Consider the following 21,542-nt stretch of genomic DNA (forward strand, 5'->3'; position numbering starts at 1 on the left):
CTGGATGAAAGACGCGAATGCGTCCCATCTGTATTGTACGGGTTACCGTGATCATTTGCCGAGCCCGTTGAACCATTTCGAACATTTTACAGACGGAAGCGGCTCACCAGATCGTTGAACGAGGTGGCCAGGCGCGACAGATCCTGGGTCGATGCGCTGGTCTGATGGGCACCAGCCGCGGTCTGCGTGGACAGGTCCTGAATGTTGATCAGGTTCCGGTCCACTTCACGGGCCACATGGGCCTGCTCTTCGCAGGCGCTGGCGATCACCAGGTTGCGGTCATTGATCTGCGCGATCCCGGTGGCGATGGATTGCAACGCCTCGCCGGTGGCCTTGGCCAGCACCTGGGTATCGCCCACCAGCCCCTGACTCTTGCCCATGGCGGCCACGGCCTGATCCGCACGCGAACGTACCGCCCCGATCATGCTTTCGATCTCGCCCGTCGAAGACTGGGTCCGTGCCGCCAAGGCCCGGACTTCGTCGGCAACCACGGCAAAACCGCGTCCCTGCTCGCCGGCACGGGCCGCTTCGATGGCCGCGTTGAGGGCCAACAGGTTGGTCTGCTCGGCGATCCCGCGGATCACATCGAGCACCTTGCCGATATCGCGCACCTGAACCGCTAGGTCTTCGACGATGGTGGTCGACGACTGGATCTCGACCGTGGCGTTGTTCACCGCATCCACGGCGTTGCGCGCCTGCGCCAGGCCGTCGGTGGCCTGGCTGCTGGCGGTCTTCGAAGCTTCGGAGGTGGAAATGGCATTGCGCGCGACTTCTTCCACCGCCGAAGTCATCTCGGTAACGGCCGTGGCGGCCTGCTGAATCTCGTCGTTCTGGCGCAGCAGCCCGCGACTGCCGTCTTCGGTGACCGCATTCAGTTCTTCCGCAGCCGAAGCGAGCTGGTTCGAAGCGTCGGCGATCTGGTGAATGGTCGCCTTGAGGCCTTCCTGCATCTCGCCCAGCGCCGTGAGCAACTGCCCGGTCTCGTCGCGCGCCGCGCTGCCGATGGTGTGGGTCAGGTCACCCTTGGCGATCAACTGGGCGCTGGCCACTGCCGTGGCGATGGGGCGGCTGATCAAGCGGCTGATGAACAGCCCGAGTGCCAGGGCAGCCAGGAATGCCAGGGCGATGCCGATGTACAGCACGGTGATTGCCGCCTGTTCCTGCTCTTCGGCATCACGTGCGCCCTCGCCGATCTGCCGGTTGTTGGACTCGACCATGATGGTCAACTCGTCCATGACCGTACGATAAGCCTGCTGGATCTCGCCGGACATGAGCGCGCGCGCTCCCTGGACGTTGCCGGAATCGAGAACGGTCAGCACTTTCTGGATCTGCGCCTGATAGATCGGCCAGTCGCGTTCCATCTGGTCGCCAGCGGCACGCTCGTCGTCCGCCAGCGGCGTCTTGCGATAGATCGCGAAGGCCTTCTCGCTGTCGGCCTGGTTGGTAGCCATGGCCTGGCGGATGGTGTCCTTGACGCTCTGCGCATCGTTTTCCGCGTGGGCGGCTATCAGGGCGTAGAGATCCTTGAGCTGGGCAATCGCTTTGCTCTTGGCTTCGGCCGTCTTGGAAACCGAGACCAGATTGTTGGAGAACACCAGTTTGAGACTGTCCGACAACTGGCTGACGCCTCGACTGCCCAGCAGGCCGACGCCCAGGGTGATGAGCGCACATAACCCGAAGGCCGCGATCAGTTTGGAAGATAACTTTGCATCGCGCAGCCACGTCATACGGAAATCCTGTCAGGTTGACCGAAAGCGCCGCGGAGTCGGCGCCTTGCATAAGGTCATGGGCGTTATGAGCGGTCTATCGGCGCGCACCATCGAAGCTTGAATGACGTTCGTCGCTTAGCCCATCGCACACACCCGGTCAGGTTTACGGCGACCAAATGCACACGAATGCCGATCAGCGGCAGGAACACTTATGGAATAATGGCTTTCTGACATCACTTCATCCTCCACCTGGCCCTGCGAGGCCATCATGACCGATCTACACCGCCGAAATCCGTGCCGCCTGCCCACGCTTCTGCTGCTCAGTCTGCTCACCGTGGTGGGTCTTTCCATGCTCTGGGAATTCCACCTCGAAGCGTCCGTCATGCATTGGCTGAAACTGCCCTACGACGGCGATTTCGAAGACGCCGAACGCTGGCGCTTCGTCTTGACGGCCTCGGGCTTTTCGATGCTGTCCCTGATCCTCCCCACCGTTGTGCTCAAGCGCCTGGTGGTCAATACGCAATCGAGCTATCGGCGCCTGCAGATCATCCAGGCGCAGACCGAAACCTTGGCCAAATACGATGCCCTGAGTGGTCTGATCAATCGGCGCGTGTTCATGGACATCCTGCATAAGGAGCTCGCTGAGCGGCGGCCGGTGGCCATCTTGTTGATCGATCTGGATCATTTCAAAGCCATCAACGATCAACACGGTCACTCGGCAGGAGACAGCGTGTTGGTCGAGATCGCTCATCGACTGCAGGGCATTGCCGCAATCCACGCGGGCACCGCCGCGCGCCTGGGCGGGGACGAGTTCTGCCTGATGTTCCAGGGCCACCGGGAAGAAAGCGAACTCAGCGAAATTGCCGAGCTGACGGTGCGCTGGCTGAGCGAGCCGGTACTGGAAGCCACCCTGTGCGGGCGCCTGGGCGCGACTATCGGCATTTCCCGTTCATGGATGGACGCCAAGGAAGCCTCGTCCCTGCTGCATTGCGCGGACACCGCCATGTACCGTGGAAAACACGCCGGGCGATCGACCTTCAATTTCTACGACAACCGATACGAACGGCAAATGCGCGCTCAAGCCGATCTGGATCTGGCCCTCAGGAACGCCGTGGACCGAGAGGAAATCGTGCCGTTCTTTCAACCCATCGTCACCCTGCCCTCGCAGCAGGTGGTGGGGTTCGAAATCCTCGCGCGGTGGCTCAAGCCCGATGGCAGCACTGGCATGCCCGGGGATTTCATACCGATCCTGGAGCGCCTGGGGCTGATCCCGGCGATGACGCGCTCGCTGGTCAGGCAGGCCTGTCGGGCGGCCGGTCGCTGGGATGACCATCTGCATCTGTCGCTGAACGTGAGTGCCACGATGATCACCGACGAACTGTTTCCGGATCATCTCTTCGATCAACTCAGACAAGAAAACTTCCCGTTCCAGCGATTCGAGGTCGAAATCACCGAAGAGGCACTGGTCGGTAATCTGGAAGCCGCACAGCGCAACCTCAGCAAACTTCACGGGCAGGGTATCAGCGTTGCCCTGGATGACTTCGGCATTGGTTACTCGGGCCTGTACCATCTGACGCGGCTGTCGATCGACAAGATCAAGATAGACCGTTCCTTTTTCGAAGCCGGAAACGTCGACCATCTGCCCATGGTCGAGGCCATCCTGGGGATGGCACGCAGCCTGAACATGAAGGTGACGGCCGAGGGCATCGAGGATTTCCACCAACCCTACCTGCCCAAATGGCTGGCGGAAAACGGCTGCCACTATGCCCAAGGCTACCTCTATGGGTATCCGCAGGCAGGCAGCACGATAGCGACTGCCGTTCATGGGCCTTCGATCGCCTGCATCGTGGCTCAGAACTGAACGCGGCGACCCGTTACCGGATAGCTGGGGTCGGTGTACCCCGGCGTCGAACTATGGCCTGCCACGACCAGGCCATCGACGAACGCCTCGTCTTCTTCGGTGAACCGGTACTGCAACGCTGGCACATAGTCCCGCCATTGTTCCTCGGTACGCGGGCCGGCAATCGTCGAGCTGATCAACCGATTGTTCAGCACCCACGCCAAGGCGAACTGCCCGGACGTGATGCCCCGCGCCTGGGCGTGATCCTTGATTCGCTGGGCCAGGTCGAGCGACTCGGGACGCCATTCGGTCTGGTGCAATCGCGGATCGCTGCGCCCTGCCCGCGTGTCGCTGCCGGGCTCGGCTCCGGGCTCGTACTTGGCGGTCAGCACGCCGCGCGCCAACGGGCTATAGGAAACCACACCGATGCCGTAATGCTCGGCCGCCGGCAGATGCTCGCTCTCGATCTGCCGATTGGCCAGGTTGTACAACGGCTGGCTGACGGTGGGCCGCTCGACGTTCAGCAGGTCTGCCACACGGCAGAATTCGGCAAGCTTCCAGCTGCTGTGGTTCGACAACCCGTAACCCCGAATCTTGCCGGCACGTATCAGATCGGCCAAGGCACGCACCGTTTCCTCCACGGGGGTGAACGGGTCTTCGCGGTGCACGTAATACAGATCCAGATAGTCAGTCTGCAACCGGCGCAGGCTGCCTTCCACCGACTCGACCACACTGTGCCGCGATGCCCCACGCCCGTTCGGCCCCAGGACACCGGGGTTGGGATTGACGAACTTGCTCGACAGCACCCAGCGCGAACGCTGGCCGGCGATCAGCTTGCCCACTGTGATTTCCGAGGCACCGTCGTTGTAGTTGTTCGCCGTGTCGATAGCGTTGATGCCTTGCTCCAAGGCGTCGTCGACGATGCGCTTGGCAGTGGCGTCGTCGGTCTGGCCGCCGAACATCATGGTGCCCAGGGTGATTTCGGAAACCTGAAGACCATGACGGCCCAGGCGGCGGTATCTGATGTCACTCACAGGTACATTTCTCCATTCACGGAAACAGCCATCGCTATGGCTCGGTTCCTCGATGCTGGCCTATCCCACGCGATCCATCAAGCTCGGAGCCTATCGCCAACATCGACAAATACTATTGAAGTTCAGCCAGGCATGGCCGATAGACTGGTCATACCCCTAACAGAACGACGTGCTCATCGATTGGCCAGGACGCCAAAATAACGATAGAGCCTATGGAGCATCTCGTGGCCGCCACCCACCTCAAGGAAATGCAAGCCGACGTGCAAGATGCCGCACTCCAGTTGGAGCTGCTGTATCAGATGCTCAGCGGACATGCCCTCTTCCTGCGCAGCCGAAACATCGACCATCTGATCGATGACGTGTTGCTGATCGAAAACCAGGCAGGTGCCCTGGCACTGTCGATCCAGGACTTGAAAGGTGCAGCATTGAGAATGGGCAAAGCCGCGTAGTTCTGGCGCGTATCATTTGCAGCTGTCATTTATTCCATTCAGTTCTTTTTAGAGAGCCTTTGGTGATTATCCAGACATAAGCGTCAGTGCTACTGTCGATCCCATAACGATCAGCAGTTGCGTGACTTCTTATGCCTAACTATCTGGATGCCCATCACCGACACTCCATCCTGCAATTGCAGGCCACCTGGACCGCGCGCAGCGAGTGGCCTACGTGGCTGTTGCTGTTGGGCATCACCGGCGGCTGGTGGGTTGTTGTCACGCTGAGCCCCTCCATCGGGCGTGTGCTGACCCTGCTGCTGTTGATCCCCCTCATCACGCTGTGGATGTCGCTGCAGCATGAACTGCTCCACGGGCATCCCACGCGCTGGCGCGCCGTGAACAAGTTGCTGGGCTACGCGCCGCTGGCCATCTGGTATCCCTACACGCTGTATCGCGACAGCCATCTGGCCCATCACCGTGATGAAACCATCACCGTGCCGCAGCACGATCCCGAAAGCCGCTACCTCGATGCCCAGGCCTGGTCGGGCAGCGCCGGGCTGGGGCGAGCGCTGCACTGGCTGAACAAGACCCTGCTCGGTCGTCTGAGCGTGGGCCCGGCGCTGGCGCTGGCCGGGCTGGCCAGAGAGCAGTGCAATCGACTGGTGCGCGGTGACAGGCAGGCCTGGCTGATGTGGACGACCCACCTGGCGTGCGTGGCGGTACTGTTCTGGTTCATCACCCGTCACGGCGTGCCGGTGATCGACTACCTGCTGGCCAGCGTGCTTGCACTTGCGTTGTCCATGGTCCGTTCCTATTACGAACATCGTCCCGCCGATGCCCCCGAGCAGCGTTCGGTGCTCAACGAAGCGGGCTGGCCGTGGCGCTGGCTGTTCCTCAATCTCAATCTGCACCTGGTCCATCATGACCTGCCGGGGTTGCCTTGGTACTACCTGCCCCGGGTCCACCGCGAGCGGCGGGCCGACTGGCTGCAACGCAGTGGGCATTTTCTGGTCAATGGCTACAGCGAACTGTTCCGCAACTATGCGGTACGCCCTGTGGACAGCCCCCTGCACCCGCGCAGCGCCAGCGCCAGCGCCTGAACATGAGTCGTGAAGTGATCGCCGAACTGTCGATGTACCCCGCACCCACCGCGGTCGGGAGCGCCTACCAGCGCTGGCTGGAAGAAACCCTGCAGTTGCTGGGCATTCAACGACGGGACAACTGGCAGGGTTCCCTGCACGAGCTCTGGCTGCATCCGCAATTGGTGCTCGCGCAAACCTGCGGTTTCCCGCTGGTCACAGAGCTCAGGAAACAAGTGCGCGTGGTGGGCCGACCCTGTTTCACGTTACCCGATGCATCAGCTGGACAGCACTGCAGCCTGTTGATCGTCCGTCATGATGACCCCAGGCAGACCCTCCCCGAGTTCTTCGATTGCCGCGGCGCCTACAACAGCATCGACTCCAACAGCGGCATGAACCTGTTGCGTCACGCGCTCACTCCCCATGTGCGCGACGGTCGATTCTTCAAGCGTCTCGAAGCGACCGGCAGCCACCGCCAAAGCATCGCTCACGTCGCCCTGGATCAAGCCGACCTGGCCGCCGTCGACAGCGTGACGTTCGCCTACCTGGCTCGGCATGCACCGAGCGAGGTGGCGGGCGTGCGCGTGCTGGCCCGTACCGCCAATGCGCCGACCCTGCCGTTCATCACCGGCTTTCAAGGGCCGGAGCCGGAATCGATCCGAGCGGCGATGAACGCCGCCTTGGCCAATCTACCCGAGGTGGCTGAGGTGCTGGGCATCGTGACGGTCGAGGAAACCGCACTGGAGGATTACAACGTATTGCTGGGGTACCGGGAAGCAGCTCGGCTGGCGATCACCCAGCAGGGACTGTGGTGAGCATCCTCGCCGTGGCGCTGACTTCGTGCCTGCATCGCTATTCTGGACGGTAATGCGCTGGTCCCGCCGTTGTCACAGCCTCATCACCCACAGGAGAATGAGCCAGTGAAAATGATTCAAGCAGGCGTGCTCAACGTCGCCTACCGGGACCTTGGCCCAGCCGATGGGCCCGCGGTCGTGCTGTTGCATGGCTTCCCGTACGACATCCGCGCCTACGACGCGGTGGCCGAACGGATCACCGCTGCCGGTTGCCGATGCATCGTCCCCTACCTGCGCGGATACGGCGGCACGCAGTTCATCGCTGCCAACACGCCTCGCTCGGGTGAGCAGGCGGCCTTGGGGGCGGACCTGCTGGCATTGTTGGATGCTTTGAACATTCCACAGGCTGTACTTGCCGGCTACGACTGGGGCGGCCGCGCCGCATGTGTGGTGTCCGCCCTATGGCCCGAGCGCGTCGCGGGACTGGTCAGTTGCGAGCCGGGCTACAACATCCAGGACATTGCCCATGCGACCCGCCCCGCCGCCCCGGAAGCCGAACATCGCTTGTGGTATCAGTACTACCTGCACAGCGCCCGTGGCTGCGCCGGCCTTGAAGCCAATCGGGATGCCTTCTGCAAGCTGCTGTGGCACCTATGGTCGCCGACCTGGGGATTCACCGATGAGGTGTTTTCGGCCTCGGCGCAGTCGTTCCACACCCCCGACTTCGTCGACGTGGTCACGCACTCCTATCGCCATCGCTTCGGACTGGTCGACGGCGATCCGCACTACGCGGCTATCGAACAGAGGCTGGCCAAGCAACCCGTCATCACCGTGCCGACCGTCATCCTGGCGGGTGCCAGCGACGGTGTCACTCCGGTTCAGGATGAGCAGCAGGCGCTACGTCGATTCGGCGGCCCTGTTCGTCGGACGATTCTCGAAGGCGTGGGCCACAATGTTCCGCAGGAGGCACCGGATGAATTCGCTCGGGCGGTGTTGAGCCTGGTGGGGATTTGAAGGACTGACCGTTCTGCGCACCCGGCAGCTGGCGCCAGGAGTGCCTTCACTCATCAGCGTGCGCAGCAGCGCCATCATGGGCTCGACCGCCGCGCTCCCCGCTGATCACATCATAAGCATGCTCGCACGGCTGACCGGCTATTCGGGCGCGGTCATAAGCCTTCGCCAAGTCTCCCGCTCGCGCATCAGCGCGCTCGAGCAATTGGGAGAGCACCAGGGCGGCGCGGGCGGCTGACGGGCCTCGGTCGGCAGCGCCGGCAGTGCTGGCGCAGGTACCAGCGTTGGCGGCAAGCTTTCCGGCCTGGATGCGCAAGCGGTCAGCAGAAGCATCGAGACCAACAGCATCGGCATGGGCAGCAGCGTTTTCCTTTCTTGCATCGATTCCTACCTGATTGGCTTCGCGTTGTAAGCGTTGCTCATGGTCGCGAGCAGCCTGGACGGCGCGCACCTGTTCCACCTGCTGGGCGGCTACGGCCTGCGCCCACTGTGCGTCTCTGGCAGCATGGGTGACCGTCACCCCATGGCGGTAGGCGCCATACAGCGCGGTGGCGCCCAGCCCCAGCACGATGACGAGTCGGACTTGCGCTACCCCTGACATCACGTGATGCCCAGAAACAGCGCGCGCTCGGCCGCGCGACGCTTGACCAAGCCAGGCAGGACCTTCCCGCCAGCGCTCACCCACCGGCTGAACTGCTCGGCCGCGCCAGCGGTATCGCCCGCATTCAACCGATGCAGCAGTGTCGATTCGGCAAAGCTGGCTTCGCCGACGTTGTAGGTGAAGGACACCAGTGCATCGAATTGCCCTTGGTCGAGTGGCACGATCACCCGCCGCTCCACAGCCCGCTCGAATCGAACGAGATCCTCGCCCAGCATTCGCTCAGCCTGGGCCTCGGTGATGACACTGTCAGGGGTAACGCCCAATGTACTGCCATATCCGATCGTCCAGGGCGGCCCGCCAGTGCCAGGGTCCGGGTACGCTTCGAGTCTCAAACCCTCAGCGGACTTGATCAAAGCGATGCCTTTTGCGGATGTCTTCATGTGTTCCTCCAGACGAAAAAAAGCCCGCACGCGGCGGGATGGGAGATGTGAGGGGTGAGGTGCGATACGCGCCATTGCGCTTGTGTCTATCAAACCGAGCCACCGAGCTGTGATCGCAGTCGAGCGATCTCGGCACTTTGCGTGGTGACCTTGTCCGTGAGCTGGGCGACCTGCCCGGTGAGGGCCTCTATCTTGCCTTCCATGCGGCCCACGGCAGCGGCAAGTGCATTGCGCTCCTTGGCGAATTGATCGGCGCGGGCGTCGGATTCCCTGCGGGCCATGCGTTCGGCGTCGAGCAATTCCGTCAGTCGGCGGACGGTATCGATATCGGCTTTGTCCATTGCCCTGTCGGTGGCATCCCTGGACAGGAACTTGCGCAGCCAGAGAAATCCGCCCAGCAATACGGTGCCCGTCCCGCCCAGCCACGCGGCTGTGCCCGGGCCAAGGTCGTTAGGGTCCATAAGTGCTCCGGTAAGTTTGAAGCGGGATACAAACGCTCTTTGCAATAAAGCGTTTGATGGGGTTGCGAGCCGGTCGAGACACGTTGTCTCCCGGCCTCGCTGAAATAGGGTGTGACGCTTGCTGTTGCGCAGGGATGTCGCGGATGCTCGCCGTTATGGCAGCAGCATCCGCGACCTCCAAGGCCGTCAGGCGTGAGTAGTGGTCAGTTTATAAAACAGCGCTTCGGATTGGTTGGCGTCCTCCACGGTGCTGGTAGCAGTGGAGTTGTTGTAGACACCGGCCTTAAAGTAGAACAGCGGCGCCGTGCTCTGTTGCAGCCACAACGCCAGATCCCCGGCAAAGTTCTCGCGCACCTCGCCCACCTGAACATAAGCAGTGAGTTTCCCGGTCGAACTGACTTTGACGTAGTACTGGATCCGGGCGCCCTTCGCGATGCCTTTGAACAGATCACTGTTGACAGGATCCTTGTCAGGATCTGCACGGAAGGAGGCCACCACCTTGTATGTCGTCGCAGGCGCGCGCTCTTTTTCGTAGGTGAATTTGAAAAGCGGACTCTCGCCATTGTCGACATGGATCTGGCCGATATACACCGAGCCTTCTCGCGTGCCTACCTTGTCGGGAACACTGTTCACGACCAGCGAAGCACCCATGGCATGGGTGCCGCCGGTAGCTTCCCAGTTCCACTCCTGATTGGTGCCGGGCTTGTATTCCCGGAACTCGCTACGGGTCTTGGTGGATCGTGCGGTGGTGAAACCATTGACCGGCGCCGTGAACCGCAGGTAGCTGTCGGTGATCTCGAAGTACTTGTTGCCGGTGATAGTCGCTACTTGCGAGGGCGTGTAGGTCTTGGCCGAGTCGCCGTCAGCTTCTGGGGTGGTCAGGGACCAGTGAAGATCGATTGGGGAAGTTGCCATGTGAAGTCACCTTTGGGTTGAGTTTGATGCGGAGAATTCCGCTTTCGTGTCGCTCAAAGGCGATCGCTCGAGGCTCGTGGCCTTCACATGATTCAACGTCCCGCAGCGGGTACATTTGATCTGGAGCTCAATGAACTCGCCCATGCGGGCAAGCAGTCGTTTGCATTTACCGCATCGGCAATCTTTCAACATCTGCTGATTCCTTCTATTTCGGTCACGCTCGCTGTTGGGCGTAAAAACGTAGCGAACGGGCAGGCGGGTGCCTTGCGAGTTGCATCACCCGCGAAAGCGACCTTTCGTTTTTGCAACGTGCAGAAACGCGAAGGCCCCGAAATGTTCGGGGCCTTCGCGTTTCTGTCAGGCATAAAAAAACCCGACGCTGGGTCGGGTGTTTAAAATTGTTTTCTTTGAGCAGAGTTCTGAAGACGAAATGCTCAAGATGGGAAAATGATGCCTGAGCGCCGACAAAAGATCAAGCAACTTCTTTCATGGCAGCGATTGTTTTTGCAACGGGCGCCAACGCGGCCTTATCCAGTTGGCTGCAGGCATCGAAACAGCGATCGACGAAACTTCCCCAGTCCCTGGCCCACTGATCACCCACCAGCCGCACCCCTGAAGTTTCCAGAATGTACTCGCGCATCTTCTCCACTGTTGGTAGAGGGTCGATCCCCTCCCCCTGCCCGCCCTGGTTCAGACGCTTGTAGCGCAACAGCACCACTTGAGCCACATACCGTGCCTTCTCCAACTTGCGCGCCGTCATCTTCGGGCCGGCGGCGTAAGCGATGTGCAGCACGCGCTCCTGCGCCTCTTCTTGCTCATCGATATCGCTGAGCGGACTGTACAGATGGTTGCCAAAGGCCTGCAGATAACCTGGCAGTGTTGCGATCGCCTGCTGGATCCGCGCAGAGATCGACTGGTGCATCGCGTGCCGGCTGTTGATCGATTTCGCGGTCTTTTGCACCGAGCAGCCCAGACGGCCGATCTGTTCGAAGTGCGCACCTTGGCGGTCCCATGGGGTATAGAAAGCGTCGTGCCAGGCTGCCCGGGCGGTGTTGAGTTGCATCATGCTGTTCTCTCCTTGAATTCGCCGCAGTCAGTCATCACGAAATGCTCCGCTTGCCCAATGTCGCCATCAGCAGCTCGCGGGCCTGAGCACCGTCCGCTGGAATACCCTGCTGAATCATCCGCGCCTGCACCTGACGATCGGCGTGTTCATCAGCACGCTGCAGCTCGGTCTTGCGCCGCTCCTGGTCAATCTGGATCACGGCTTCCATGGGGCGGCCCGCCTGCGCGCGCAGCAGGATGACCGCATAGTGGCGGTCGAAGCGCTGGCGCAGACCCTTGTCGTCCGGCCTGGCCCCACGCAGATCGAACAAGCCGGTGGCCCTGGCCGCCAGATGGACGCCCTCATGGCTATAAGTGCCCATCAGCACTTCGATCCAAGCTTCCATCGCCGAGGGCATGCCCAGGCATTCGGGGCCTGGCCTGCACATGGCGATGAACTCACCCACGCTCGGTGCGAACGGCTTCTGCGCCTTGCGGCAGTTCTGGATACCGAACTCGATCTGCTCCAGCGAACGGATACCCTGCACCGCGAACCCCTGGATCCACTCTTCCTTCGCCGCGTTCAGCGCCTCAGTCGATGGCCACGCCTGGCGCCAGGCCGGGAAGATCCCGCGCAGCTTGCGAAACAGTGCATTGACGACCGCGGTGGTTTCCGCCGAAACCGGCACAGCCTCGACCGTCTCGACCGCAGGCAGATTGTGAGCGGATGCCAGCAATTGATTCACGGATTTCATGCCTTCACCATCAGCCCTTCGGCCCACGAGGTGTCATCGAAATCAGGCTCGCTGGCTTTGCGCAATGGGAACGGATGGACGCTCGCGCCGGTGGCCGCATCGCGCTTGATCCACTTCACCAGCAGACTCACCCAGGCCAGCTGCGTCTCGAAACGGCCAGAGGCGGCGTAGTGGCAGACGAACGCACCGATGGCCTCATGCGTGAACAGCGCCTCAGCCAGGCCCATGCGTTTGGCGAAGGCGGCGAGCAAGCGCGGGTCGGGCTTCCACTCGAGGCTCATCTGGCAAGCCGCTGTGGGATCAACTGATTCAGGCAGATTTTCAACGCCCGCGCCGAGTGGGTTGTGTTGATCTTGTCCTGTTCCATTCCCTTCCCTTCCGGCGTCGAGCGGTCGGCGATCGCTCGACGACTCGTTGTAGAGCGCCGCCGGAAAAGGCGGATGCCTGAAGTTCTTTTTCTCGATCTTCTGGTGCTTCCAGCCCATGACATGCAAGTACTGCTTGCCCTCGGCGGTGTAGCGACGCGTCAGCTGGGCGCCTTCCAGCTCGTCCAACAGTTCGCCGACCTCATCGCTGGTCATGTCGTCGCCGGGAAACACAAGCGCCTTGATCGTCCTGGGTGACAGCGGATGGTTGCCGCCGTCGTCGCAGAAATTCCAAAGACCAATGAACAGCAGACGGGCCAATGGGCGGCAGGACATGACCTGCTCGCTAGACCAGAACTCGGGTTTGACGGTGCGGATACGGGCCATTTGCTGAGCCTCCCTGTAAATATATGCACACAATAATGCACTGGTGCATATATGTAAACAGAGTGCATCCTTGATGTATGCACCGCTTGAAGCGACGATTGCACTCATGCATAAAACTATCGATAAAATCCTGGCCGAGCTGATGGCTCGCGAAGGACTGAACCAGGCCAGGCTTTCAGCCCTGACGAAGGTCGGTCAGCCCACGATCTCGCGAATACTCAAGCCCAACGGCCCCAGGGGAATCAAGAACCCGACCGACACCCAGGTGCGGCCGATCGCCGATCACTTTCGGATCAGCACCGATCAATTGAGAGGCTATGCGCCACTGGATGCTGCCGCGACCCAGGACTCGGCAGCACAGGCCGAGCCGGCTTCGGCCATCGCGCTGGTGAAGGACATGCTGGCGCGCGCTTCCAAGCTGCCGGAAGGCTTGAAGCAAAGGATTCTTGCCACTGCCGAGCACGGAGACAACGTTATCACGGTCGATTTCTCGCGCCCTGGCCAGGTCGGGGATGAAGTGTGGATTGCCCATTACGACGTGCGCGCCGCCATGGGTGGCGGGCAGATCCCCCATGAATACCCGGAAATGCTCCAAGACATCAGGGTCAGCCCGCAGCACCTTCGCGAAATGGGGGTCAGGTTCAAGGAGCACTTCCACCTGAAGATGATCACCGGCTGGGGCCAGTCGATGGCGCCGACGATCAAGGATCGCGATCCCCTGCTGGTAGATGTGACCATTCGCGAGTTCACCGGCGACGGCATCTACCTTTTCTCCCACGATGAGATGCTCTACGTGAAGCGTCTTCAGAAGAAAGGCAAAGATCGGTTCAAGATGATCTCGGACAACGAGCGTCACGACCCGGAAGAAATCCGCATAGACGATACGCACATCCTGGCCCGGGTGTTGTACGTGTGGAATGGGCAGCCCGTTTGACGTGCGACTGAAGCTCAATAAGGGCAGGCGCTATCTGTACATTCAGAATGGCGCCGATCTGGAGTCGGAGGCCCAGGGATCCGTTTCCACCTGGCTATCCTGCTCCCATTCATCCACGCCCGGCCTGCCTTTCTTCTCGGGCTCCTCCCACCGGACCGTTACGCTGCCGTCATCATTGTGCGACAACTCCAGTTCGTCGGTATCGGCCAGTATGCCCAGCACCTCGTGCCACTCCCTGTCGCCATCGCTGTCCAGCCTGGCAATAGTCACCCATCGCTGAAGTTGGGCGATCGGATGATTGATCATTTCGGACACGCGCAAGCTCAGGCGCTCCATCCCTGTCAATCCTTGGCGCTCCTCGTGCGCCGCCTCCACGTGCCCCACCATACCGCCCCCTGAAGCTGTATGCATATCCAGTAGTAGGCGGAAGCATAACGAGGGCTGCGGGAAATGGGAACCCTGCGTTGTGGGATTTTTCCTTCAAGCATGCAGAGGTCGGATGATGCACCGGCGCATGCCCGCACAAGCGGCATCCTTCGGACAGCACTGCAGCATTGACTGTCTCGACCGCTCATCCAATGGCAAAGAAAGCCTTGCCCAGCATCAGCAGGCTCACGCAGACGCAGAGCACAGAAAACATTTGCTGCAAAAGCCGTGCAGGCAGGTTCGGTGCCGCAAGGCGACCGCCAATCATTCCAACCAGTGCTGCCGCAGTGAACAAAGCGCCTGCCGAGGAAAACGTCATACCCTGGCTGAACAGATGGCCCAGAGTGCCCAGCGAGACCAGCGTGACGACCATCAACGAGGTGGCGACCACACCGTGCATGCGCACATCGCTGAACTTTCGAAAGGCGGGGACGATGAGAAACCCTCCCCCCACGCCCAGCAGGCCGGTCAGAAATCCCGACGCTGCGCCGATCGAGGCCAGGGTGGCCAGGCAGCGGGCATTCCAGTCGAGTCGGCCCGTGGCGGGATCGAGCATGCAGTTGCGCTGCAGCGTGCCTTGCGCTTCGTTGTCAGCCCTGGCCTGCAGGTACATTCGACAAGCCACCACCAGCATGACTGCGGCGAACAAGATCATCAGCGCCGTGCCAGGGATCCGCGCGGCGACGTAAAGTCCCAGCGGCGCAACCAACCAGCCTACGGCGGCCATGGTGGCTGCCGCCTTGTAGCGCACCAGGCCTTGGCGCAGCCCCTGCATCGCGCCGATCAGCGCCGCGCTGCCCACCGCGAGCAAGGCGACGGGGGTGGCCTGGGTCACCGACCAACCCAGCCCCAGGGTCAGCGCCGGAATCGCCAGGATGCCACCACCTGCGCCGGTAAGCCCCAGCACCAGGCCCACGCAGGCCCCCAGCAGGAAAGTCAGCATCCGCTCACTTCGAGGCGCAGTCGGTGAACCACTCGCGCCCCTTGAGCATGCCGTTCCAATAGAACCATGGCAGCAATCGCGCCTTGAGGAACCACGCCGACCGGCGCGGGATGGTCGGGTCCATGGGAAACGTCGGCAGCAGTTTCCCGCCATAGCCGAACTCGGCCAATATGACCTTGCCCTTCTCGACAGTGAGTGGACACGAACCGTAGCCGTCGTAACGACGAGGCGGTTCAAGGCCTTTGCGCAGTGCCATGAGATTCTCCGCAACCACCACGACCTGCTTGCGGGCTGCCGCAGCGGTCTTAGCGTTGCTGGTGCCGCAGACATCGCCTGCGGCGAAGATTTCCGGATAGCGCGGATGCTGCAAGGTCGCCGAGTCGACCTCGAACCAGCCTGCCTTGTCGGCCAGTTCGCTGCGACGAATCACATCCGGCGCTTGCTGGGGTGGCACGACGTGCAGGACATCGAAAGGCTTCTGCACACGGGTCACATTGCCGTGCGCGTCCGTGACATCGAACCAGGCGGTTTTGCCGGGACCGTCGACCTTGACCAGATTGGACTGGAAAACCAGTGCTGCGCCGTACGCTTCGACGTACTTCATCAGCGGGGCGACGAATGTGGCAACCCCGAACAACGCAGGCCCCGCCAGGTTGAATTCCACGGAAATCGACTTCAGCACGCCCGCCTTGCGCCAATGATCGCAGGACAGATACATCGCCTTCTGCGGTGCGCCTGCGCATTTGATCGGCATCGCCGGCTGGCTGAACAAGACGTTCCCGCTGCGCAGAGCGCGCACCAGTTCCCAGGTGTAGGGCGCAAGGTCGTGTCGGTAGTTCGACGTCACCCCATGCTTGCCAAGCGTGTCTTCGAGACCCTCGATTTTCTCCCAGGCCAGCTGCAGGCCGGGGCAGACGATGAGCTGCTGGTAACCCAGCTCGGTACCATCGCTGAGCAACACACGCTGACGGCCGGGCGCGAAGGCCGATACCGACGCCTTGATCCAGTGTGCGCCTTGGGGAATGACGCCGGCCATTGGACGCAGGGTGTCATCGATGTTGTAGGCGCCCCCGCCCACGAGCGTCCAGGCGGGTTGGTAGTAATGCTCGCTGGCGGGCTCGACGATCGCAACGCGTAGCGATGAATCCCGCTTGAGCAGACTGGCCGCGGCAGCGATGCCGGCAGAACCACCGCCCATGATCACGACCTCGTACTGCCGGGTTTCAGGGCTGCCCTTGGTTGCCAGCTCGTAAAGTCTGGCGGATCGATTGCCGGTACGGCAGTAGGCAAGAATGGGCTTGGGCAGTCGGCCCAGCAGTGCCTTCAGCGCTTGACCCTGCGCATCGGTGGCACCAGAGCTGGCCACAGGCAGATAGTGAAACTCCAACCCTGAGGCGGCGGCCGCGCGCTCCATGGCCAGATGATCGGGTTGCTCCGCCCCACCCTCTTGATCCGGACGATTGCAGATCACGCTGGCGAAGCCTTGGACCCGCACCTGCGGCAGATCACCCGGTTCGAGCTGGCCCGCCACCGAGAACCCTGCATCTATACGCTTTACCACTTGCTCCATTGCAAACTCCAGGCATGTACGCTGTGTGAGGGTGCAGAGGCTTACTTCTTGAGCGCCTGGCCGCAGTACAGGCCCGACAGCGTCTGCATCAACGAGACCACTTCGAAGCTGGCCAACGAGTAGTAGATGTACTTACCCATCCTGCGCGTGTTGACCATGCCCTCGTCACGCAGCACGCCCAACTGCTGCGACAACGTCGGCTGCCTGATCCCGGACAATGCCTCCAGTTCTCCCACGTTGCGCTCGCCCTGCGTCAGTTGGCACAGCAACAACAGACGGTCCTCGTTGGCCAATGCCTTGAGCAAGGCACACGCCTTGGAGGCTGAATCGCGCAGCAGACCGATTTCCTCGGCAGACAATTGAGCAGACATGGCAAGCCCCGACGGTGGAAGATCGACAGTCTACGATTGGATAGTATATCTTTCAATATAGTGTAATGACGTGCATTGAAGGAGGCTGCCAATGGCCGCGCAGATCGAAGGTTTCTACGACACCGCCACGGCAACCGTGAGCTATGTCGTTTTCGAGGCCCCGGGAGGACCTTGCGCGATTGTGGACCCGGTGCTGGATTACGATGCCAAGGCCGGACGCATCCACACCGACAACGCAGACCGTATCATCGCGTTCGTGAACGAGCACCGGCTGCAGGTGCAGTGGCTGCTGGAAACCCACGCGCATGCGGATCACCTCTCTGCCAGTGCCTACCTCAGGGATGCACTCGGCGGCCAGATCGGCATCGGTGCGCAGATCACTGCGGTGCAGAAAGTGTTTCGCGACATCTACAACCTCGAACCCAGCTTCCTGCCCGATGGTTCGCAGTTCGACAGGCTGTTCGAAGCGGACGAGACGTTTCACATCGGCGCGATCCTGGTGAAAGTTCTGCATGTACCTGGACACACGCCGGCGGACATCGCCTATCAGGTCGACGACTCACATGTCTTCGTCGGCGATACGCTGTTCATGCCTGATGTGGGCACCGCCCGATGCGACTTTCCGGGCGGGGATGCCGAACAAATGTACGGATCGATCAAACGCCTGCTGAGCCTGCCCCTACACACCCGACTGTACATGTGCCACGACTACCCTCCCGCTGGCAGAGAGGCGTGCTGGACAACCACCGTGGCCGAGCAGCGGAAGAAGAACATCCACGTCAGCGACGCGTCGGATCTGGCGTCGTTCGTGCGCATGCGCACAGCGCGTGATGCCAGTCTGTCGGTTCCTGCGCTGTTGTTGCCGGCGATACAGGTGAACATCCGGGCCGGGAATCTTCCGCCTGCGGATGAAAGCGGTTTGTGCAGCTTGAAGATTCCGGTGAACAGGTTTTGAAAATGGAAGGAAGAGGAAGCGCCAGGCTTTCATGAGATCCGCGCCCTGTTGCTGCACCTGTAAAAGCGTGCCGGAAAGGACGGACAAAAGATCGCCGGCCACGCCAGCGAAGAGATGACGCGCACTTACAAGATAAACCATGCGGACGTGGTCTGGTCGGAGGTCCAAGCAGACTTGGATATCAGCGGTATTGCGAGATAGTTTTGCGCATGTTTTACGCAGGCACAAAAAAGCCACTTTCAGAAAGTGGCTTAATTGTCTGATTTTACTCAGGAATAAATGGTCGGGACGGAGTGATTCGAACACTCGACCCCTTGCACCCCATGCAAGTGCGCTACCGGGCTGCGCTACGCCCCGACCGAGCGTAAAGCTGTTCCAGAACCTCTGAGAACGTCGAGAAATATACCTTAAGCATTTGAATTATGGAAGTATTTTTTTCAAAAATTCACTTCTTCAGGACACTCAAGACATCTTCGAGCTCGGAGATCGTCTGGCGAATCAATTGCTTGTACTGCGTGGTGTCATCCTTGGCTTCGTCACCGGACAGACGCAGACGCGCACCGCCGATGGTGAAACCCTTGTCATACAGCAGCGCGCGGATCTGGCGGATCATCAGCACGTCCTGGCGCTGGTAATACCGACGGTTTCCGCGACGCTTGACGGGGTTGAGCTGAGGAAATTCCTGCTCCCAGTACCGCAGCACATGAGGCTTGACGGCACACAAGTCGCTGACTTCACCGATGGTGAAGTAGCGCTTGCCGGGAATGGGCGGAAGTTCGTCGTTATGACTTGGTTCCAGCATAGGCCTCAACTCGGGCTTTCAGTTTCTGCCCTGGACGAAAGGTGACCACGCGGCGAGCCGTGATCGGGATTTCTTCACCGGTTTTCGGATTGCGGCCAGGCCGCTGGCGTTTGTCCCGAAGGTCGAAATTGCCGAAACCCGACAATTTGACCTGCTCGTTGTCTTCAAGAGCGTGCCTGATTTCTTCGAAGAACAGCTCGACCAATTCCTTGGCCTCCCGCTTGTTCAGGCCCAACTCTTCATAAAGACGTTCCGCCATTTCAGCTTTCGTCAAAGCCCCCATGCGCTACTTCCTTAACGTGGCGTTCAACCTTTGTTCGAGCGAGGTGAGGATGGCTTGTGTCGTGGTATTCACCTCATCGTCGTTAAGAGTGCGCGATGGATGCTGCCAGGTCAAGCCAACAGCGAGGCTTTTTCTATGAGGATCAATGCCTTTACCCTGGTAGACGTCAAACAACCTGAGGTCGGTGAGCCATTCCCCGGCGTTCTCGCGAATGACCTCCATTACTGCACTGGCAGCCACATCACGATCGGCCAGCAATGCCAGGTCACGACGCACTTCGGGGAAACGCGACAGCTCCTGGAATTTCGGCAGGCAACCTTCGGAAACTTCGGCAAGCACCAGCTCGAACACGAAGACGGCGCGGTCCAGACCCAACGACTTCACCAGCTCCGGATGCAAGGCACCCAGGTAGCCTACTTCCTGACCATCGCGTTCGATACGGGCGGTCTGGCCTGGATGCAGCGCCGGGTGCTGACCCGGAACGAAGGTGAAGGCGTCCAGCGCACCGGCGAAGCCCAGCACGGCCTCCACATCAGCCTTGACGTCGAAGAAGTCCACGGTTTCGCGGCCCTGGGCCCAGCCTTCGGGCAGGCGACTGCCGCAGACGACGCCAGCCAGCATGGGCTCCTGCTTCAAACCCTCCAGTTGGCCAACGAAGCGCAGGCCGCTTTCGAACAGGCGCACGCGGTCCTGCTGGCGGTTGAGGTTGTGCTGCAGGGCCTTGACCAGACCTGGCCACAAGGACGAGCGCATCGCTGCCATGTCGGTCGAGATCGGGTTGGCGAGCAGCAGCGGCTCGACGCCAGGGCTGAACAGCTCGAACAGCTTGGGATCGATGAAACTGTAGGTGATCGCTTCCTGATAGCCACGGGCGACCAGCAGGCGACGCAAAGCAGGCAGGTCGGAGCGAGCTTCCGGGCTGGCCTGCGGCGCCAGACGCGCCTGTGGGTAGCGTACCGGCAGACGGTTGTAGCCGTAGAGCCGAGCCAGCTCCTCGATCAGATCGACTTCCAGGCTGATGTCGAAGCGATGACTCGGCACTTCCACCGACCACTGCCCTTCCCCACTGGCCTTGACGCCCAGACCCAAACCGGTCAGCAGCGCTTCGATCTCGCTGCTGCCCAGCTCCAGCCCCAGCATCTGGCTGACCCGCTCGGCACGCAAGGTGATCGGGGCGATCTGTGGCAGGTGTTCCGGGCTGACGCTTTCGATGATCGGGCCCGGTTCGCCGCCGGCGATGTCCAGCAGCAACGCGGTCGCGCGCTCCATGGCTTCACGGGCGAGGTTCGAATCGACACCACGTTCGAAGCGATGGGAAGCGTCGGTGTGCAGCCCATACGAACGCGCCTTGCCTGCCACCGAGATCGGTTCGAAGAACGCCGCCTCGAGAAACACATCGCGGGTCTTGGCGGTCACGCCACTGTTCTCGCCGCCCATGACGCCAGCGATGCCCAGCAGACGAGCGTGGTCGGCAATGACCAGAGTGTCGCTGCGCAGAGCGACTTCCTGACCGTCGAGCAGGGTGATTTTCTCGCCCTCCTCGGCCATGCGTACCCGGATGCCGCCGTCGATTTCGGCCAGGTCGTAAGCATGCATCGGCTGGCCCAGCTCGATCATCACGTAGTTGGTGATGTCCACCGCGGCATCGATGCTGCGCACTTCGCTGCGACGCAGGCGCTCGACCATCCACAGCGGAGTGGCCCTTGACAGATCCACATTGCGCACTACACGGCCGAGAAAACGCGGGCAAGCTGCCGGCGCAAGCACTTCCACCGGGCGCACGTCGTCGTTGACCGGAGCAACGGCGGCGATGACCGGGCGAGTGACCGGCGCGGCATACAGCGCACCCACTTCACGGGCCAGACCTGCCAGGGACAGGCAGTCACCACGGTTGGGGGTCAGGTCGACCTCGATGCTGGCATCGTCCAGCCCCAGGTACACCCGAAAATCCTCGCCGGTCGGCGCATCGGCTGGCAGCTCCATCAAGCCGTCATTACCTTCGCCAACCTGCAGCTCGGACTGCGAGCACAGCATGCCGTTGGACTCGACGCCGCGCAGCTTGGCTTTCTTGATCTTGAAATCGCCCGGCAACTGCGCACCGATCTTGGCGAATGGAATCTTCAGGCCGGGGCGCACGTTCGGCGCACCGCAGACCACCTGAAATGTTTCATTGCCATCGCTGACCTGGCACACGCGCAGCTTGTCGGCGTCCGGGTGCTGCTCGGTGGCCAGCACCTCGCCCACCACCACACCGCTGAACTCACCTGCGGCCAGGGTTACGCTGTCCACTTCCAGACCTGCCATCGACAGACGCGCAACCAGCTCGTCTCGCGAAGCCTGCGGGCTTACCCAGCCACGCAGCCATTGTTCACTGAATTTCATCCTGCTCTCC

The 21,542-nt window shown here is 61.2% G+C and carries 25 protein-coding genes, 1 tRNA gene and 1 pseudogene; 9 read left to right on the forward strand and 18 right to left on the reverse strand.

Annotation, left to right across the window (positions count from 1 at the left end; all coding sequences use genetic code 11):
• Positions 1-86: 86 nt before the first annotated feature.
• Positions 87-1,727, reverse strand: a complete 1,641-nt coding sequence (locus ASF66_RS05355; protein WP_056843029.1) for a methyl-accepting chemotaxis protein — start codon at positions 1,725-1,727, stop codon at positions 87-89.
• Between the two features lie 250 nt (positions 1,728-1,977).
• On the opposite strand from ASF66_RS05355, the gene ASF66_RS05360 reads away from it, so the two are divergent.
• Positions 1,978-3,570, forward strand: a complete 1,593-nt coding sequence (locus ASF66_RS05360) for a putative bifunctional diguanylate cyclase/phosphodiesterase (protein WP_056843030.1) — start codon at positions 1,978-1,980, stop codon at positions 3,568-3,570.
• Here ASF66_RS05360 and ASF66_RS05365 read toward each other — a convergent pair.
• Entirely contained in the window at positions 3,561-4,583 is a 1,023-nt protein-coding gene (locus ASF66_RS05365; RefSeq protein ID WP_177331286.1) for an aldo/keto reductase, read from the reverse strand. The two genes, ASF66_RS05360 and ASF66_RS05365, sit on opposite strands and share 10 nt — an antisense overlap.
• A gap of 224 nt (positions 4,584-4,807) precedes the next feature.
• Here ASF66_RS05365 and ASF66_RS05370 point away from each other — a divergent pair, with 224 nt between their 5' ends.
• The 4 genes from ASF66_RS05370 to ASF66_RS05385 all read left to right on the forward strand — a co-directional run bounded on the left by ASF66_RS05370 (position 4,808) and on the right by ASF66_RS05385 (position 7,901).
• Complete coding sequence (locus ASF66_RS05370; protein ID WP_156463136.1) at positions 4,808-5,032, forward strand: hypothetical protein; 225 nt, start codon at positions 4,808-4,810, stop codon at positions 5,030-5,032.
• 131 nt (positions 5,033-5,163) lie between these two features.
• Positions 5,164-6,114, forward strand: a complete 951-nt coding sequence (locus tag ASF66_RS05375; protein ID WP_056843032.1) for a fatty acid desaturase — start codon at positions 5,164-5,166, stop codon at positions 6,112-6,114.
• 2 nt (positions 6,115-6,116) lie between these two features.
• Positions 6,117-6,908, forward strand: a complete 792-nt coding sequence (locus ASF66_RS05380) for a phosphate/phosphite/phosphonate ABC transporter substrate-binding protein (RefSeq protein ID WP_056843033.1) — start codon at positions 6,117-6,119, stop codon at positions 6,906-6,908.
• A 111-nt stretch (positions 6,909-7,019) separates the two neighbouring features.
• On the forward strand, positions 7,020-7,901 hold the full coding sequence (locus ASF66_RS05385) for an alpha/beta fold hydrolase (RefSeq protein WP_201782768.1): 882 nt from the start codon (positions 7,020-7,022) through the stop codon (positions 7,899-7,901).
• A 46-nt stretch (positions 7,902-7,947) separates the two neighbouring features.
• Here the strand turns inward: ASF66_RS05385 and ASF66_RS05390 are convergent, their stop codons facing one another.
• From ASF66_RS05390 to ASF66_RS21950, 5 genes are all read right to left on the reverse strand, one after another.
• Entirely contained in the window at positions 7,948-8,499 is a 552-nt protein-coding gene (locus tag ASF66_RS05390) for a DUF2514 family protein (RefSeq protein WP_056843035.1), read from the reverse strand.
• Positions 8,499-8,939 (reverse strand): lysozyme, encoded by a 441-nt coding sequence (locus ASF66_RS05395; RefSeq protein ID WP_056843036.1) that lies wholly within the window; start codon positions 8,937-8,939, stop codon positions 8,499-8,501. The genes ASF66_RS05390 and ASF66_RS05395 overlap by 1 nt, the downstream gene beginning before the upstream one ends.
• 89 nt (positions 8,940-9,028) lie before the next feature.
• Positions 9,029-9,400: a chemotaxis protein gene (locus ASF66_RS05400; RefSeq protein WP_049859186.1), complete on the reverse strand. Its 372-nt coding sequence runs from the start codon at positions 9,398-9,400 to the stop codon at positions 9,029-9,031.
• A 186-nt stretch (positions 9,401-9,586) separates the two neighbouring features.
• Positions 9,587-10,315, reverse strand: a complete 729-nt coding sequence (locus ASF66_RS05405; RefSeq protein WP_056843037.1) for a polysaccharide lyase family 7 protein — start codon at positions 10,313-10,315, stop codon at positions 9,587-9,589.
• A gap of 6 nt (positions 10,316-10,321) precedes the next feature.
• Positions 10,322-10,459 carry a Com family DNA-binding transcriptional regulator gene (locus tag ASF66_RS21950; RefSeq protein ID WP_236707071.1) on the reverse strand — a complete coding sequence of 46 codons (138 nt, stop codon included), beginning with the start codon at positions 10,457-10,459 and terminating at the stop codon, positions 10,322-10,324.
• Between ASF66_RS21950 and ASF66_RS22865 the strand changes: the two genes are divergently transcribed.
• Complete coding sequence (locus ASF66_RS22865) at positions 10,403-10,711, forward strand: hypothetical protein (protein ID WP_056843038.1); 309 nt, start codon at positions 10,403-10,405, stop codon at positions 10,709-10,711. The two genes, ASF66_RS21950 and ASF66_RS22865, sit on opposite strands and share 57 nt — an antisense overlap.
• Before the next feature lie 76 nt (positions 10,712-10,787).
• On the opposite strand, the gene ASF66_RS05415 is transcribed toward ASF66_RS22865, so the two are convergent.
• The 3 genes from ASF66_RS05415 to ASF66_RS05425 are packed head-to-tail and all read right to left on the reverse strand — an operon-like array spanning position 10,788 to position 12,866.
• The gene (locus tag ASF66_RS05415; protein WP_236707049.1) at positions 10,788-11,381 is read right to left on the reverse strand and encodes a hypothetical protein; all 594 of its coding nucleotides are present in this window, start codon (positions 11,379-11,381) and stop codon (positions 10,788-10,790) included.
• 34 nt (positions 11,382-11,415) lie between these two features.
• Positions 11,416-12,114, reverse strand: a complete 699-nt coding sequence (locus ASF66_RS05420; RefSeq protein WP_056843039.1) for a replication protein P — start codon at positions 12,112-12,114, stop codon at positions 11,416-11,418.
• Entirely contained in the window at positions 12,111-12,866 is a 756-nt protein-coding gene (locus ASF66_RS05425; RefSeq protein ID WP_056843040.1) for a DnaT-like ssDNA-binding domain-containing protein, read from the reverse strand. The genes ASF66_RS05420 and ASF66_RS05425 overlap by 4 nt, the downstream gene beginning before the upstream one ends.
• 73 nt (positions 12,867-12,939) lie before the next feature.
• Here ASF66_RS05425 and ASF66_RS05430 point away from each other — a divergent pair, with 73 nt between their 5' ends.
• The gene (locus ASF66_RS05430) at positions 12,940-13,800 is read left to right on the forward strand and encodes an XRE family transcriptional regulator (protein WP_442962758.1); all 861 of its coding nucleotides are present in this window, start codon (positions 12,940-12,942) and stop codon (positions 13,798-13,800) included.
• Positions 13,801-13,842: 42 nt separating this feature from the next.
• On the opposite strand, the gene ASF66_RS05435 is transcribed toward ASF66_RS05430, so the two are convergent.
• The 4 genes from ASF66_RS05435 to ASF66_RS05450 all read right to left on the reverse strand — a co-directional run bounded on the left by ASF66_RS05435 (position 13,843) and on the right by ASF66_RS05450 (position 17,110).
• Positions 13,843-14,187, reverse strand: coding sequence for a DUF1654 domain-containing protein (locus tag ASF66_RS05435; protein WP_056843041.1), 345 nt, complete (start codon positions 14,185-14,187; stop codon positions 13,843-13,845).
• Between the two features lie 184 nt (positions 14,188-14,371).
• Positions 14,372-15,169, reverse strand: a complete 798-nt coding sequence (locus tag ASF66_RS05440; protein WP_056843042.1) for a sulfite exporter TauE/SafE family protein — start codon at positions 15,167-15,169, stop codon at positions 14,372-14,374.
• A gap of 4 nt (positions 15,170-15,173) precedes the next feature.
• A complete protein-coding gene (locus ASF66_RS05445; RefSeq protein WP_082484486.1) occupies positions 15,174-16,739 on the reverse strand; it encodes a bifunctional protein tyrosine phosphatase family protein/NAD(P)/FAD-dependent oxidoreductase in 1,566 nt (521 codons plus the stop codon).
• Between the two features lie 41 nt (positions 16,740-16,780).
• Positions 16,781-17,110, reverse strand: coding sequence for an ArsR/SmtB family transcription factor (locus tag ASF66_RS05450; RefSeq protein ID WP_049859180.1), 330 nt, complete (start codon positions 17,108-17,110; stop codon positions 16,781-16,783).
• A gap of 91 nt (positions 17,111-17,201) precedes the next feature.
• Here ASF66_RS05450 and ASF66_RS05455 point away from each other — a divergent pair, with 91 nt between their 5' ends.
• Positions 17,202-18,065 carry an MBL fold metallo-hydrolase gene (locus ASF66_RS05455; RefSeq protein WP_056843043.1) on the forward strand — a complete coding sequence of 288 codons (864 nt, stop codon included), beginning with the start codon at positions 17,202-17,204 and terminating at the stop codon, positions 18,063-18,065.
• A gap of 3 nt (positions 18,066-18,068) precedes the next feature.
• Positions 18,069-18,266 (forward strand): annotated as a pseudogene (locus tag ASF66_RS22870) (integrase); the annotation flags it as partial.
• A gap of 79 nt (positions 18,267-18,345) precedes the next feature.
• Here ASF66_RS22870 and ASF66_RS05460 read toward each other — a convergent pair.
• The 4 genes from ASF66_RS05460 to pheT form a co-directional block, all read right to left on the reverse strand.
• Positions 18,346-18,422 (reverse strand) — tRNA-Pro (locus ASF66_RS05460).
• 88 nt (positions 18,423-18,510) lie between these two features.
• Positions 18,511-18,867: a MerR family transcriptional regulator gene (locus ASF66_RS05465; protein WP_056843044.1), complete on the reverse strand. Its 357-nt coding sequence runs from the start codon at positions 18,865-18,867 to the stop codon at positions 18,511-18,513.
• Entirely contained in the window at positions 18,848-19,150 is a 303-nt protein-coding gene (ihfA, locus tag ASF66_RS05470) for an integration host factor subunit alpha (RefSeq protein WP_002553164.1), read from the reverse strand. The genes ASF66_RS05465 and ihfA overlap by 20 nt, the downstream gene beginning before the upstream one ends.
• A 3-nt stretch (positions 19,151-19,153) precedes the next feature.
• Positions 19,154-21,532, reverse strand: a complete 2,379-nt coding sequence (pheT, locus tag ASF66_RS05475; protein WP_056843045.1) for a phenylalanine--tRNA ligase subunit beta — start codon at positions 21,530-21,532, stop codon at positions 19,154-19,156.
• Between the last annotated feature and the right edge of the window lie 10 nt (positions 21,533-21,542).

This window comes from Pseudomonas sp. Leaf129, assembly GCF_001423465.1.
GTDB classification, from domain to species: domain Bacteria; phylum Pseudomonadota; class Gammaproteobacteria; order Pseudomonadales; family Pseudomonadaceae; genus Aquipseudomonas; species Aquipseudomonas coleopterorum.

Bases quoted from the DNA above. Each gene is read 5' to 3' on its own strand.
- ASF66_RS05355 (WP_056843029.1), bottom strand. From the start codon at position 1,727: ATGACGTGGCTGCGCGATGCAAAGTTATCTTCCAAACTGATCGCGGCC.
- ASF66_RS05415 (WP_236707049.1), bottom strand. From the start codon at position 11,381: ATGATGCAACTCAACACCGCCCGGGCAGCCTGGCACGACGCTTTCTAT.
- ASF66_RS05440 (WP_056843042.1), bottom strand. From the start codon at position 15,169: ATGCTGACTTTCCTGCTGGGGGCCTGCGTGGGCCTGGTGCTGGGGCTT.
- ASF66_RS05450 (WP_049859180.1), bottom strand. From the start codon at position 17,110: ATGTCTGCTCAATTGTCTGCCGAGGAAATCGGTCTGCTGCGCGATTCA.
- ASF66_RS05420 (WP_056843039.1), bottom strand. From the start codon at position 12,114: ATGAAATCCGTGAATCAATTGCTGGCATCCGCTCACAATCTGCCTGCG.
- ASF66_RS05400 (WP_049859186.1), bottom strand. From the start codon at position 9,400: ATGGACCCTAACGACCTTGGCCCGGGCACAGCCGCGTGGCTGGGCGGG.
- ASF66_RS05425 (WP_056843040.1), bottom strand. From the start codon at position 12,866: ATGGCCCGTATCCGCACCGTCAAACCCGAGTTCTGGTCTAGCGAGCAG.
- ASF66_RS05405 (WP_056843037.1), bottom strand. From the start codon at position 10,315: ATGGCAACTTCCCCAATCGATCTTCACTGGTCCCTGACCACCCCAGAA.
- ASF66_RS05360 (WP_056843030.1), top strand. From the start codon at position 1,978: ATGACCGATCTACACCGCCGAAATCCGTGCCGCCTGCCCACGCTTCTG.
- ASF66_RS05435 (WP_056843041.1), bottom strand. From the start codon at position 14,187: ATGGTGGGGCACGTGGAGGCGGCGCACGAGGAGCGCCAAGGATTGACA.
- pheT (WP_056843045.1), bottom strand. From the start codon at position 21,532: ATGAAATTCAGTGAACAATGGCTGCGTGGCTGGGTAAGCCCGCAGGCT.
- ASF66_RS05390 (WP_056843035.1), bottom strand. From the start codon at position 8,499: ATGTCAGGGGTAGCGCAAGTCCGACTCGTCATCGTGCTGGGGCTGGGC.
- ASF66_RS05455 (WP_056843043.1), top strand. From the start codon at position 17,202: ATGGCCGCGCAGATCGAAGGTTTCTACGACACCGCCACGGCAACCGTG.
- ASF66_RS05395 (WP_056843036.1), bottom strand. From the start codon at position 8,939: ATGAAGACATCCGCAAAAGGCATCGCTTTGATCAAGTCCGCTGAGGGT.
- ASF66_RS22865 (WP_056843038.1), top strand. From the start codon at position 10,403: ATGATTCAACGTCCCGCAGCGGGTACATTTGATCTGGAGCTCAATGAA.
- ASF66_RS05430 (WP_442962758.1), top strand. From the start codon at position 12,940: ATGTATGCACCGCTTGAAGCGACGATTGCACTCATGCATAAAACTATC.
- ASF66_RS05375 (WP_056843032.1), top strand. From the start codon at position 5,164: ATGCCTAACTATCTGGATGCCCATCACCGACACTCCATCCTGCAATTG.
- ASF66_RS05380 (WP_056843033.1), top strand. From the start codon at position 6,117: ATGAGTCGTGAAGTGATCGCCGAACTGTCGATGTACCCCGCACCCACC.
- ihfA (WP_002553164.1), bottom strand. From the start codon at position 19,150: ATGGGGGCTTTGACGAAAGCTGAAATGGCGGAACGTCTTTATGAAGAG.
- ASF66_RS05385 (WP_201782768.1), top strand. From the start codon at position 7,020: ATGATTCAAGCAGGCGTGCTCAACGTCGCCTACCGGGACCTTGGCCCA.
- ASF66_RS05445 (WP_082484486.1), bottom strand. From the start codon at position 16,739: ATGGAGCAAGTGGTAAAGCGTATAGATGCAGGGTTCTCGGTGGCGGGC.
- ASF66_RS21950 (WP_236707071.1), bottom strand. From the start codon at position 10,459: ATGGGCGAGTTCATTGAGCTCCAGATCAAATGTACCCGCTGCGGGACG.
- ASF66_RS05465 (WP_056843044.1), bottom strand. From the start codon at position 18,867: ATGCTGGAACCAAGTCATAACGACGAACTTCCGCCCATTCCCGGCAAG.